Annotated in this window: 13 protein-coding genes; 5 read left to right on the top strand and 8 right to left on the bottom strand. The window is 44.9% G+C overall.

The genetic code is table 11. The annotated features are described in order from the left end of the window. Positions 1-44: 44 nt before the first annotated feature. On the top strand, positions 45-959 hold the full coding sequence (gene pcaQ, locus MARME_RS04275; RefSeq protein ID WP_013660026.1) for a pca operon transcription factor PcaQ: 915 nt from the start codon (positions 45-47) through the stop codon (positions 957-959). Positions 960-1067: 108 nt separating this feature from the next. On the opposite strand, the gene aroQ is transcribed toward pcaQ, so the two are convergent. Further along, positions 1068-1505, bottom strand: a complete 438-nt coding sequence (aroQ, locus tag MARME_RS04270) for a type II 3-dehydroquinate dehydratase (RefSeq protein WP_013660025.1) — start codon at positions 1503-1505, stop codon at positions 1068-1070. Between the two features lie 23 nt (positions 1506-1528). After that, positions 1529-2461 (bottom strand): AEC family transporter, encoded by a 933-nt coding sequence (locus tag MARME_RS04265; protein ID WP_013660024.1) that lies wholly within the window; start codon positions 2459-2461, stop codon positions 1529-1531. A 375-nt stretch (positions 2462-2836) separates the two neighbouring features. Between MARME_RS04265 and MARME_RS04260 the strand changes: the two genes are divergently transcribed. The 4 genes from MARME_RS04260 to MARME_RS22775 all read left to right on the top strand — a co-directional run bounded on the left by MARME_RS04260 (position 2837) and on the right by MARME_RS22775 (position 7989). Further along, positions 2837-4057 carry a LysR family transcriptional regulator gene (locus MARME_RS04260; protein WP_013660023.1) on the top strand — a complete coding sequence of 407 codons (1221 nt, stop codon included), beginning with the start codon at positions 2837-2839 and terminating at the stop codon, positions 4055-4057. A 128-nt stretch (positions 4058-4185) separates the two neighbouring features. Next, positions 4186-5133: a Gfo/Idh/MocA family oxidoreductase gene (locus MARME_RS04255; protein ID WP_013660022.1), complete on the top strand. Its 948-nt coding sequence runs from the start codon at positions 4186-4188 to the stop codon at positions 5131-5133. A 152-nt stretch (positions 5134-5285) separates the two neighbouring features. Continuing rightward, positions 5286-6275: an aldo/keto reductase gene (locus MARME_RS04250; protein WP_013660021.1), complete on the top strand. Its 990-nt coding sequence runs from the start codon at positions 5286-5288 to the stop codon at positions 6273-6275. 406 nt (positions 6276-6681) lie between these two features. Beyond that, the gene (locus tag MARME_RS22775; protein WP_013660020.1) at positions 6682-7989 is read left to right on the top strand and encodes a methyl-accepting chemotaxis protein; all 1308 of its coding nucleotides are present in this window, start codon (positions 6682-6684) and stop codon (positions 7987-7989) included. 287 nt (positions 7990-8276) lie between these two features. Here MARME_RS22775 and MARME_RS04240 read toward each other — a convergent pair whose 3' ends face one another. From MARME_RS04240 to MARME_RS04215, 6 genes are all read right to left on the bottom strand, one after another. Then, a complete protein-coding gene (locus MARME_RS04240) occupies positions 8277-9125 on the bottom strand; it encodes a class III extradiol dioxygenase family protein (RefSeq protein ID WP_013660019.1) in 849 nt (282 codons plus the stop codon). 1 nt (position 9126) lies between these two features. Beyond that, positions 9127-9486 carry a protocatechuate 4,5-dioxygenase subunit alpha gene (locus tag MARME_RS04235; protein ID WP_013660018.1) on the bottom strand — a complete coding sequence of 120 codons (360 nt, stop codon included), beginning with the start codon at positions 9484-9486 and terminating at the stop codon, positions 9127-9129. Positions 9487-9559: 73 nt separating this feature from the next. Beyond that, complete coding sequence (locus MARME_RS04230) at positions 9560-10432, bottom strand: amidohydrolase family protein (RefSeq protein WP_013660017.1); 873 nt, start codon at positions 10430-10432, stop codon at positions 9560-9562. A gap of 59 nt (positions 10433-10491) precedes the next feature. Continuing rightward, positions 10492-11592 carry a 4-oxalomesaconate tautomerase gene (locus MARME_RS04225; protein WP_013660016.1) on the bottom strand — a complete coding sequence of 367 codons (1101 nt, stop codon included), beginning with the start codon at positions 11590-11592 and terminating at the stop codon, positions 10492-10494. Then, positions 11585-12262 carry a 4-carboxy-4-hydroxy-2-oxoadipate aldolase/oxaloacetate decarboxylase gene (locus MARME_RS04220; RefSeq protein ID WP_013660015.1) on the bottom strand — a complete coding sequence of 226 codons (678 nt, stop codon included), beginning with the start codon at positions 12260-12262 and terminating at the stop codon, positions 11585-11587. The genes MARME_RS04225 and MARME_RS04220 overlap by 8 nt, the downstream gene beginning before the upstream one ends. Before the next feature lie 67 nt (positions 12263-12329). Then, on the bottom strand, positions 12330-13334 hold the full coding sequence (locus MARME_RS04215) for an amidohydrolase family protein (protein ID WP_013660014.1): 1005 nt from the start codon (positions 13332-13334) through the stop codon (positions 12330-12332). Positions 13335-13341 lie beyond the last annotated feature (7 nt).

Raw genomic sequence — 13341 nt, 5'->3', positions numbered from 1 at the left:
GTCATAATAGAGCGTTTTTATCAAACTAGAAGTAAGAGAAAGTAATGTCAGAAAACCGAATTAAATATCGACACTTGCAGTGTTTTCTAGAAATCGTTCAACAAGGCAGTGTCATTCGCGCCGCTGACGTCCTTTCGCTTACTCAACCCGCTGTTTCTAAAACATTAAAAGAGCTTGAAGAAATTCTTGATGCTCGCTTGTTAGAAAGAAACAAAAAAGGCATCGAGCTCACTAAATTTGGCCACCTTTTTTTAGAGCACGCTAGCACCAGTTTGGCGGCTCTTAGAGAAGGAACAGAGAAAGTGGCTGAAGCATTACAGCAACGTGCTCACAAACTCAGTATTGGTGTATTACCAACCGTCGCCACCAGTGTATTACCTTCTGCGGTTAAGCATTTTAGAGAGTCTGACACGACCACACGTTTGCACTTAAGCTCCGGCCCTAACGCATTGCTAATGAGTCAGCTTCGTGTGGGAGAACTGGATTTGGTGGTTGGCCGATTAGGCGTACCGGAAGCGATGGCAGGCCTGCACTTTGAGCACCTGTACTCAGAACAAATCGTCTTTGCCGTCAGACCGTCGCACCCTCTTGTCAACAAACCAGATTTTCAATTAGCGGATATCTGCGACTACCCTATTTTATACCCACCACAAGAATCCATTACAGCGCCAACGGTCGATGCTTTTTTATTGTCGCAGGACATCACTAACATTAAAGATCGCATTGACACGGTATCAGACTCATTTGGCAAAGAATTTATTCGCAACAATGACGCGATTTGGGCTATTTCAAGGGGCGTTGTCGCACGTGAAATTGAGTCGAAAGAGCTTTGCGAGCTGCCAATCGACACAAAGGAAACACTCAGCGCCGTCGGTCTTACGACTCGCTCTGGACCTGAAAATATCGCGGCGCTGGGACAGTTTATTGAGGCGGTAAAACGCGTGACCGCTTCCTACTAAACGGCCACTTGAACGGGTAGACGGGCACAGTTTGAACGGGGAGACAAGCACAGGCATTTCTATCGCTGCTTCGATACCGTGTCATACAACATCAAACAGCGAACCGGCTTATCCTTTTTTATGGATAAGCCCTTGCATGCCTAATAGGTAGCCAAATGTACCCATTCCGACAACAATGCCTTCAGCGCACGGCGAGATATAAGAGTTGTGGCGAAACGCTTCGCGAGCATGAACGTTGGAAATATGAACTTCTATAACAGGCACTTCAGCGCCTTTAATAGCATCGTGCAACGCAATCGAAGTATGCGTATATGCGCCCGGATTAAAGACAACGCCCAGCATTTCGCCTGCTTTTATTTGAACACCCGCTTCATGAATGGCATCAATCAATACTCCTTCATGATTCGACTGTCGAAAATCAATACTGTAGCCTTCTTTTTCTGCAAACGTTCGACACATTGCCTCGACATCTTGCAAGCTCTCTGATCCATACTGTTCTGGCTCACGTTGCCCTAGTAAATTTAAATTTGGGCCATTTAACACCATAATCTTCAAAACGCTTCCTCCGTTTAGGACAAAATTCGCAGCAATATACTCAAGGTAAAGAAAGAAGCCAATGTGGTCACGAGCAAGGTGCTCGCACAAAAACTGCGCTTCCCGTATTTGCTGCATATAATTGGGTAGGTACTAAACATCGGCATTGCAGCGAACAACAAGGCCGATATTTTAAGTTCCTCTGACAAATCTGGCATCATCTGAAGGACACCAAATACAATCAATGGGTATACGAGCAGCTTACTACAAACCACCAGCGAGATGTCATTAATACTGCCTTTAAGACTGATGCCCACCAAAGAGCCACCAATCACAAACAAAGCAACGGGCGCAGATGCCTTGGCTAACATTTCTAAACTTATATCCAACACAGAGGGTAAAGATAAACCAAACGCAGAAAATAAGACGCCGAGAAAGACTGCACAGATAATAGGATTAGACATGACTCGTTTTGCAATTGTCCCTAAGGTTTTCAAGCCTTGACTGTCCGTGCCGCCGCGAGTCGATTCGATAAAAGTTAAGGCAACAGGGAGCAAGATAATGTTTTCGACCATCAAGGCCATCGCAAACGCTTGAGTCGGAACATGATCGAAAAATTGAATCAGAATTGGGAAGCCCACGAAAGCACTGTTTGCCATGGTCGCTCCGATAGCCTGAACGCCTGCATCGTTGTATGAACTCTTGAGTATCACTCGACTCATCAGCACCGTGATGAAGAACGAACAAAGCCCGCCGATTGCGTAAGCGGTGATGTATTGAACATCCACCATGCTTGCCAAATCGGTGGTCGACAGTTTCGTAAAGACTAACGCAGGCAAAGCAAAATATAAGACAAGGCGACTCATACCCGCGAGTGCTTCTTTCGACACGAGATTGACTCTGACGGCCACAAACCCTAAAAAGATTAAGAAAAAGATAGGTGCAGTAATCGTTAGAACAACGTCCATAAGCCTTTTGCCTAGTTAGCTATTTTTCATCAATAATACGCTGGTAATTGCGCCTAAACGGTCTCAAATCAGTCTATACGACTTATTTGGCTCGAAGTTTAACATTAAAATTATGAAACTCTGTCGAGTTTTGATTCAAAGCCGATAAATCAGTCCTGTTCACACTCACATCAAGTTTTCAACTAAAACAATCAGTTTTCACTTAACAAGTAATTCTCATTTGTTATAGTGTTTAGCATCTAAAGCGTTTTTTTGCAGGTCAATTCACTTTTCGTGAAAAACTGTCGCTCTTTATAACTTGTTCTAAAATTAAAATAATAACTTGCTCGGTTACATCAATTTTGAAAGACAGAGCAAATGTGAGAGAACCAAACTATGTCAGCGTCTATGCCAATTCCGAATTTGCGCCATCTACGAGTGTTTCTTTCTGTAATAGAGCAAAAAAGTATTACGAAAGCCTCCGATAGCATTTTCCTCTCTCAACCGGCGATCACACAAGCAATTGCAAAACTAGAAAAACAATTAGGTGCAAACTTGTTTGAACGACACTCAGACGGAATGTACCCAACCAAATCAGGTAGCATCTGGCAAAACCGTGTTACCCGTGCCATTGAGCACCTACAACTCGCGACCCAGCATATTTTACAAGAAGCTCAAGGGCGTGATGCGGTTCATAAAAACATTCTCGCTCAGATCAGTACCACTCAATTAAAAGCATTGGTCGCCGTCTGTGAGGCTCAAAACTTCAGTATCGCCAGCCGTAACTTAGGCATTTCTCAATCGTCTGTTCATAGAGCGGCCCGCGACCTTGAGCGATTGTTAGACATCACTCTATTTGAGAAAAACAGTCTCGGCATCGGAGCTACGGCAGCGGCTAAAGAGCTGTCCAAAGCCACTAAGCTTGCCTTTAATGAGTTAAAGCAAGGTGTTTCGGAAATTCATGCTCTGCAATACCGTGACGTTAGTACGATCGATATCGGCAGTATGCCACTGGCTCGAACGACGATCCTACCGAAATCCATTCTTCGATTTAACGAAACGCACAATGACGTCAACGTACGCGTAATAGAAGGCCCTTATCAAGATTTACTCCATCACCTTCGCCAAGGTGATATCGATATGATCTTAGGCGCTTTGCGCGACCCTCTACCCGCTGACGACGTTATTCAAGAGGCATTATGGCACCCTCCTCTTTCCATCGTAGCAAGACACGGTCACCCACTGTTTGAAAAAGGCGAGGTCTCGGCGATAGATTTGGCGGACTATGCGTGGGTTGTTCCTGGAGAAGGGACACCGACACGGCAAGCCTTTGAGAACCTCTTTTCGGAAGCCGATATTGAACGCCCGAAACGTATTATTGAATCCAGTTCTCAGATTTTGATTCGGGAACTGCTGCTTGAGAGCGATCGCTTAACTTTAATTTCAGCGGCTCAAATCGAGCGAGAAATCAATATTAATTTACTCCGAGTTCTTCCGTTTGAACTTGAACACACCCGCCGCCCTATCGGTTTATGTGTGCGTAAAAACTGGCTTCCCACAACAACACAGTCCCATTTCCTTAGCATGCTTAGAGAAGTCGCCGAGGTGTTTAGATAAAGCAGAACCCGTATTGCTATCTATTATTTGAATATAGATAGCAATTTATCGATTACCTGCTTTTTAGTACCGATGTTAGATTGAATGGATAACAATAAATCCTTTAGGTTACTAGTTGGAGCAGAACAATGAGAATATGTATAGCGGGTGCTTCAGGCGCATTTGGTAAGAAGCACATGGACGCTGTTGCCGCGATTGAAGGCTCAGAAGTCGTCTCTGTGGTAGGCACACGAATCGAAAGCATTAAAGCATTCGCAGAAGAGCGTGGTGTCGCACACTACACGACAGATCTTGCAGAAAGTTTAGCCCGAGATGATGTCGATGCGGTTATCCTAGCGACTCCAACGCAAATGCACGCATCTCAAGCCATTCAATGTTTAGAAGCAGGCAAACATGTCATGGTCGAAATTCCCATGGCGGACAACATTGAAGATGCTCGTCGTCTTGTTGACACTCAAAAGAAAACGGGTCTTGTCGCTATGGCTGGACACACTCGCCGTTTCAATCCATCTCACCAATGGATTCACAATAAAATCCAAGCTGGCGAGTTAAAAATACAGCAGATGGATGTTCAGACCTACTTCTTCCGCCGTGAAAATAAAAACGCCTTGGGCCAAGCGCGCTCTTGGACGGATCACCTACTGTGGCACCATGCTTGTCATACTGTGGACTTATTCCAATACCAAACAGGTGGTGTCGCTAATAAAGTTCAAGCGCTTCAAGGCCCTATTCATGAAGAACTAAAAATCGCGATGGATATGAGCATCGGTATGAAAGTGCCTGATGGTGCTATCTGTACATTGTCGCTGTCATTTAATAACGACGGTCCATTTGGTACCTTCTTCCGTTACATTTGTGACAATGGCACTTACATTGCGCGATATGACGATTTATACGACGGCAATGAAAACAAAATTGACCTGTCAGAGGTTGCGATTTCAAATAACGGTATCGAACTACAAGACCGAGAATTTATATCGGCCATTGAAGAAGGACGCACGCCTAACGCCTGTGTGACTCAAGCCATTGATGCCATGGAAACGCTGTATAAACTTGAGCAATGCTTCGAAGCCTAATGCCCTAATATAGTAATAGAATAAAGCCGTATGATAGTCGTATCATGCGGCTTTTTGCTTTAGTCTGAGGCCTTTTCACGAAGTCGCGAGCGAAGCCAATACAATAGGCACATAAAGGTCTCTGTCTAATAATCACTTTAAGAAGGTTAACTATGACTGCAAACAACTTCCCAAAAATGCTGTCTCCCAAAATTGGACTCGGTTGCATGAACCTTTCGCATGCATACGGTAAACCCGTTGCCGAAGAGGAAGCGATAAAATCGCTCAATGCGGCGCTGGATATGGGCTACCAACATTTCGACACCGCAACGCTTTATGGTGCGGGAAAAAACGAGCTTTTAGTCGGCAAAGCGCTAATGCACCGACGCTCTGAATTTTTCCTAGCCAGCAAATGCGGCATGTCGATGGAAGACGGAAAAAAGCTCATCAACGGGCGACCTGAGCATCTAAAGAAGCAATGCGAAGCCAGTTTGAAACGCTTAGGTACCGATCACATTGATCTCTATTATCTACACAGAAAAGACCCAGATGTTCCGATTGAAGAAAGCACAGGCGCGCTCGCTGACTTAGTGAAAGAAGGTAAAATTGGTGCCATCGGTCTCAGTGAGGTGTCGGCACAAACGTTGCGTCAGGCACACAACGAGCACCCAATTACAGCGCTACAGTCCGAATATTCCCTTTGGACACGTAACCCTGAAATCGCAACCTTAAAAGCATGTGAAGACCTGAATGTCACCTTTGTCGCATTTAGCCCACTGGCTCGTGGCTTTTTAAGCGGTGCCATCAAATCTCAAGATGATTTGATTCAGGGCGATATTCGAAACAATATGCCGCGATTTGATGCTCAACATTACCCCAAGAATTTAGCACTATTAGGTCGCTTTACGGATATCGCCAGCAATATCGGCTGCACACCCGCTCAACTCGCACTGTCTTGGGTTTTACATCAAAGCAAAAACATTGTTGCGATTCCAGGCACTCGATTTGTCAGCCACATGGAAGAAAACCTAGCATCGCACGAGCATCAACTTGAGCAGAGCACAATCGCGTTACTGGACGAGCTAATCAACCAGAATACTGTTAGCGGCCCGCGCTATAATCAAGCACAACAACACGAAATAGATACAGAAGAGTTCATATAATTTGAACAAGACTCATAAATTTATTTTATAGAACCAAGTGTCTGATAGAAAAGTGATGTCTCTATCAGACACTTGCCATGCTTTCTAAAATAGCATTTCAAACTAAATAAAAATAAAGCAACTTTCGTCGCTTTTGGAAACATATTCCCACACGTTACCTGTCTATTTAGCACTTTTTTTAGAAACGGCAAGGTATTCATTACTCAGTGAAGCCGACATCATAAACGCTTACCTTAAAAGAGAGAGATTACCCATTTCGCTCAAAGCGATACAAATCAATTAATTTTCTTAAGAATTAGTAACCTAAAGATACAGTTAGAAACAATATCCCCACACTTTTTATGTAATTAAATTGTGCCCAAATGTGCTTTTATTAATAGCAGCATTTTACCGGGGAGGGATAAAAATGTTTTTCACTAAATCCAGAATAGAAAAAAGCGACGTCAAGGACATTCAACTTAACTCAGCATTCGAAGACGCTGTAGAGGCCGCGTGTGCGACCATTACTTTTACGCCTGATGGCCACATTCTTAAAGCAAATTCACTCTTCTTGGGCGTTGCAGGTTATGCTGAATCAGAGATTGTCGGAAGGCATCATTCGATGTTTTGCCATGAAGCGCTTTCTGCAAGCCCCGAATACAAACGCTTTTGGCAGGATTTAGCGAACGGAACACCTCAATCGGGTAATTTCTTGCGTCGAAATAAGGCTGGCGAAGACGTCTGGCTTGAGGCAACGTATTTCCCAGTTAAAGAAGGTGGTGTTGTAACGAAAGTGGTTAAGATCGCTTCTGACATTACCAAAGAAAAAGAACGCCTAATGCGTTTGGAAGCCTTTTACACTGCACTCGACTTATCCAATGCTTTGATCGAATTTACGCCAGAAGGTGTTGTACTTGAAGCGAACAACAACTTCCTCGTAGCGATGGAATATGGCAGTGTTAGTGAGGTTGCTGGAAAACATCATCGCAATTTTTGTGATAACGAGTTCTATGAAAAAAACCCGAACTTTTGGCGAGAGCTGGCACAAGGGCAAATCAAATCAGGGCAATTTAAGCGCTTTACTCGTTCAGGTAGAACAATATGGCTAGAAGCCTCATACAACCCTGTTTACGATGACCAAGGCAATGTCATTAAAGTAGTCAAAATTGCGTCGGATATAACCACGCAAGTTGATCGTCAACACGCAGTCCAACATGCGGCAGAAATCGCGCACAGCACCTCTGTTGAAACGTCCGAAGTATCAAAACAAGGCGCCGAGGTACTTGAACGTACCGTAACATCTTCTAAAGAAATCACACATCACGTCAATGAAGCGTCAGAACACATTGACCAACTGAATGCTCAATCAGAAGATATTTCTAAGATTGTCACAACGATCAGTGGTATCGCTGAACAAACTAACTTGCTTGCTTTAAACGCAGCCATTGAGGCAGCACGTGCAGGTGAGCATGGTCGCGGCTTTGCGGTCGTTGCTGATGAAGTTCGTCAATTGGCAGGCCGTACCAGTAAGTCGACAATAGAAATTGAAGAAATGGTCAATAAGAATGGGCAACTTACGCTAAGCGCTAAAAATGGCATGGAGCTAATCAGCGAGCGTTCGCAAGAAAGCGCTCAATCTATTGACGAAGCATCCGCGATTATCAATGAAATTTTACAAGGCGCGGATCACGTTATGAATACGGTAGGTGAGCTATTAGACTCGTCTGACAAGTAGGGAACGAACGCCAGTATAAAATTTGAATGGTCGCTTAATACTTATTACCTGAATTTAGGCCTTACGTAATAATTAAGTGACCGACTTTTTAACGCCCTTAGCGAATTAGCAATCCCTCCCGATCTATAATCCGCTAAGGGCGTTCTTTCATTCGACTTTTCATTAGACCTTTTATTCTTTCTTTTACTCTTTATGCGTGTACCTTTTGTGCATAAAAGAATGCCACTGTGACGAAAAACAGTGGCATACAAAAAAGACTACTTGGGTTCGAATTTTTTAGCTCACACTCAGCTAGGCATCTCATGCTCTAACAGAAGCACTCCAGAGCCCGTATTGGAAATAGGAGCGTGGTAGTTACGATGCAGCTCCGTTACTTTACCTCGTAAAGCGCCGCGCATAGCAATCCACATATTTAATTCAACGGCTTGAGCGCCCCCTATTTCGATCAAGTCCAAATTTGAATATTTAGTAAGATCTTCTGGATCTGTGACTAACTTATCCATGCACTCCAAATCAAACTCGCGATTGATAATACCGGCTCTCTCGCCATCTAGTTGATGCGACAGTCCACCCGTTCCAAATAGAGCGACCGTCATATCAGAATCAAAAGATTCAATGGCTTTACCAATGGATTTACCAAGCTCTAAACAGCGCCACGGCTGAGGCATGGGATGCTGCTCGCAATTAATACACACCGGAATCACTTTAACGTGACCATAATCGTTACCTGGCCACATTAGGCTGAGTGGAACCGTTAAACCATGATCCACTTTCATTTCCTGACAAATGGTCATATCAAAACCATCATGAACAAGTGAGTTAGCAATATGCCAAGACAATTCGCTCTCACCTGTTACTGGTGGAATCGTCGCAATGCCCCAACCTTCATCAGCATTTTGATATTGATCCGCCACACCAATAGAAAACGTGGGCTTTTTATCAATAAAGAACTCTAAACCATGATCATTGTAAAACAGCACAATAACATCAGGCTTATTCTCGTTAAGCCATTTACGAACAGGCGGATAACCATCGAAGAAGGGCTTCCAGTAAGGCGTCTCTTCCAATTTGTTTGCCATCGCATTGGCAATGGCTGGGATATGAGAGGTTGTTACTGCACCGATAAGATTCGCCATATTATTTCCCCTGTCCATTTTTAACTAGCATTGCTTTAAATTCTTCTACACTCATGCCTGTTTGAAGCGCACCTATGTCCTGCATATTCAACTTTAGAAGCCCAGCAAACTTAGCGAGATAATAAATACTGCCACCTTCTTTAAGAAGCGTCAGAATGTCTTTATCAAGGACCGCTTTCTTTTGAATCTCCGTCAAGCCAAACTTATCGCAATACCCTGCTTCATCTTTGCTGAACTCATCACGACCGACTTGATCGTTAAAGGAGAAGCACATTTTGTTAAGGCCGTAACCTTTCTTTGCCATGCGGTGATCAAATAGCACGGTCCCTTCTACTTCACGCTGATCTTCTATATAGCTCATTTTCTTATCTCTTCTTATTCTTTAACTTGGACTTTCAGTCTGACTTTTCAACTTACAGCACGCCAAGCACAAATCACTCACCCCAATACAACGCCATTGGGTTATCGATAAGCAGCGCCTTCTGCAATGCTTCCGTCGGTGCAATCATAGGAATAACATCGACAAGGTGGCCGTCATCTGGCACGTGCGTTTTCATGTTTGGATGAGGCCAATCGGTTCCCCACAACACTCTATTAGGAAACGCTTCCACCAGCGTTTTGGCGAACGGGACGACATCACTATAATCGGGAGCTTGCAGAGTCAAACGTTCAGGGCAGCTGACCTTACACCAGACATTGTCATTGTCTGCCATGAAGTCCACAAAACGCTTAAAGTCTGGGTGATCCACGCCATTTGCAACACTTGGCGTGCCCATATGGTCAACGACGATCGTTGTATTAAGCTCTTTCAGGAAAGGAATTAACTCTTCTAGATCCGAGGCCTCAAAGTAGACAACAATATGCCAACCAAACGGTCGAATTTTTTCAGCTATAGAAAAGAACACCTCTTTAGGCGTACTGTCCACTAAGCGTTTTACGAAATTAAAACGCACACCACGCACACCGGCCGCGTGCATTTCTTTCAGCTCCGCTTCTGTGATCGAATCATCGACAAAAGCCACACCGCGCGCCAAGTCGCCCGCCGTGCCAAGTGCATCCAATAACGCTGCATTGTCCGTACTATGACACGAAGCCTGTACGATCACATTACGAGAAAAACCCAGATAATCTCGCAAGGCAAACAGTTGCTCTTTCGATGCATCACAAGGCGTATATTTACGCTTTGGATGGTACGGAAATTTATCAGCCGGTCCAAAAACATGACAATGCGCGTCCACGGCCCCAGCTGGCGCTTTGAATTTAGGCTTACTAGGGTTAGGGTGAAATGGAAGGTAATCTTTATCCATCTTAGTTTCCTATCATTTTATTTATTCTTTTCAAATTTATGGCTTAAGCCCATCTCTGCTCAGGCATCGAAGTCGACACCATTCGCGTGCACAAACACATAGCCATCAAACAACTTTCGCGCCGTTCTCAACAAAGCTGCTGAAACAATCTCGCCAGACTCATCTCGATCTAGCACCACGGTCATTCTTCCTGTCGGATGCTCAACATCCAGCGACATTCGATTTGCGTCAGTGAAGCTGGCGATAGGATTCGCAGGAGAACTTTCCAATACCGCCGCGGTTGCGACACTAACCGCCCCGAGCACGCCAATTGACGCATGACACCGATGAGGAATAAAAGTCCGCGTCGATATCGCACCGCCCTTCATAGGCGACGAGACCATTGTCATCTTAGGTACTGATTTCGTACTGACGTCACCGAGATTCATCATCGGGCCCGCTTTTAATCGAATGGACTCAAGCTTGCCTTTTAACACATCGTTCGCTTCTAGTTCTTCTCGCGTCTCGGTGCCTTTAATCCCCATCTCTTCGGCTGTCATAACAACAACAGGCATACCATTGTCGATCAGGGTGACCTGAACATCATCGATCGTATCAACGACGTTTCCGGTTGGTAATAAGGCACCACAACTCGAACCCGCGGTGTCTTTGAAGGTAATAGGAACTGGAGCCGATGCACCAGGCACGCCATCAATGCACGCCTCTCCTTCATAGACAACCCGACCGTTTTCAACCTGCACTTGAGCGATGGCAATCTGCCCCGTATTTTCCATAAAAATACGTACGTTATTTTCGCCGTCACTCGCGTCAACCAGCCCACGTTCAATTGCGAACGGCCCCACTCCCGCTAAAATATTTCCGCAGTTTTGGGCATCCGTTACAATCGCTTGATCAACAAAGACCTGTAAAAACAGATAATCGACATCGGCATCTTCACGCTGAGATTGTTTAACCACAGCAACTTTCGAGGTAATCGGATCAGCCCCCCCCATGCCGTCAATCTGACGTTTATCTGGTGAGCCCATCACGCGTAGCAGTATGCCTGCTCTTTCTTTTTCGGTTGAGGGCAAGTCATCCGCCAAAAAATACGCGCCTTTGGAAGTACCACCACGCATCCACATACAACGAATGCCATCAGGGTAAGCTGCGACCTTAGACATATTTAAGGCCTTTTGCCTCCAATCGAGGACGCATTTCATAAATATCTAAGCCAAGCTCACCCTCCGCCATACGAAGGCGCTTCTCTTCTTCTTTCGCCATTCGAGCTTGGGCTAGCGCCAGTACTTCTGCTGCTTTTTCACGTCTTACAACCACCACGCCGTCGTCATCAGCAACGATAACGTCGCCCGGATGAACCATTTGCTCTGCACAGACAATGCTGACATTAACAGAGCCCAGCGTTTCTTTTATCGTGCCTTCTGCGAAAACGGCTTTCGACCAAACTGGAAATTTCATTTGTCTTAAGTCGCGAGTATCGCGAACGCCGCCATCGATAATCAAACCTACAACGCCGCGAGATTGGGCTGAAGTCGCCAGAAGATCACCAAAGAAACCATGATAAGAAGGCGACGTAGGAGCAAACACCATCATATCGCCTTTCTGACATTGCTCAATCGCAACGTGCATCATCCAGTTATCGCCCGCTGCGCCTGAAATAGTGACAGCAGAACCCGCCACACAACAATCCATCTGAATCGGGCGCATGTAATAGGACAGCAAACCAACACGCCCTTGCGCTTCGTGAACCGTTGCAACACCGCATTCCGCTAATCCATCGATAACAGCCTGATCTGCTCGCTCTATATTTTGAACAACAACGTTATCTCGCATTTTTCACCTCTGATCATTCTTATTAGTATGGTTTGCATGATTCATTAAGACATGCAGCTCAGCTGCTTCACTTCAATCGACTGAAAACACGACGCGTATTGTGTTCAAAAATATCTTGTTTTTGCTCAGCCGTAAGCACGGTATTGTTGTCGATATAACGCTTAGTATCATCGAAATAATGCCCTGTTTCAGGATCAATCCCCCTTACCGCGCCAATCATTTCTGATGCAAATAAAATGTTTTTTGTTGGGATAATATCGAGCAATAAATCGATACCACGTTGATGGTAAACACAGGTATCAAAATAGATGTTATTGAGCACGCGCTCAGCCAAATCAAACCCTTTGTCTAATGCTAATCCACGAAAGCGCCCCCAGTGATAAGGTACTGCGCCGCCGCCATGCGGAATAATGACTTTTAGTTCAGGAAAGTCTTTAAACACATCAGACATCATCAGTTGTTGAAAACCGGTCGTGTCCGCCCCCAAATAATGCGAGCCCGTGGTATGGAAGCAATCATTACAAGCGGCTGAAACATGAACCATTGCAGGAATATCGTATTCACACATTTTTTCGTAAATAGGATAGAAAGAACGATCAGCAAGGGAGGAACCGTTCCAATGACCACCGCTAGGGTCTGGATTTAAGTTGATGCCAATAAAACCCATTTCTTCGACGGTTCGAATAATTTCTGGAACAGACTTCGCAGGGTCGACACCCGGAGACTGAGGTAATTGCGCTACGGGGACGAAATTCTCAGGAAACAAATCGCACACACGACGAATCAAATCATTTTGATGTTCTGTCCAGAACTGACTCGTATGTTCATTGCCAACATGGTGTCCCATCCAACTCGCACGCGGGGAAAAAATAGTAAGATCGGTGCCGCGCTCCTTTTGTAACCTAAGCTGGTTATTGATAATACTCTCGCGAATTTCGTCATCCGTGATGTGTATCGACCCTTTTTCGCCGACAAAATTCGGATTACTTGCGACCTGTGTCTTTTGTTTGTCGCGATATTCACCAACCGCAGGGGGCGTTGTCGTGTAGTGGCCATGACAATCTATAATCATACTGCTG

The sequence above is a fragment of the Marinomonas mediterranea MMB-1 genome (assembly GCF_000192865.1).
In the GTDB taxonomy this organism is placed as follows: domain Bacteria; phylum Pseudomonadota; class Gammaproteobacteria; order Pseudomonadales; family Marinomonadaceae; genus Marinomonas; species Marinomonas mediterranea.
The sequence above is the reverse complement of the archived record's forward strand: the minus strand, read 5'-3'. Positions and strand labels throughout refer to the sequence as shown.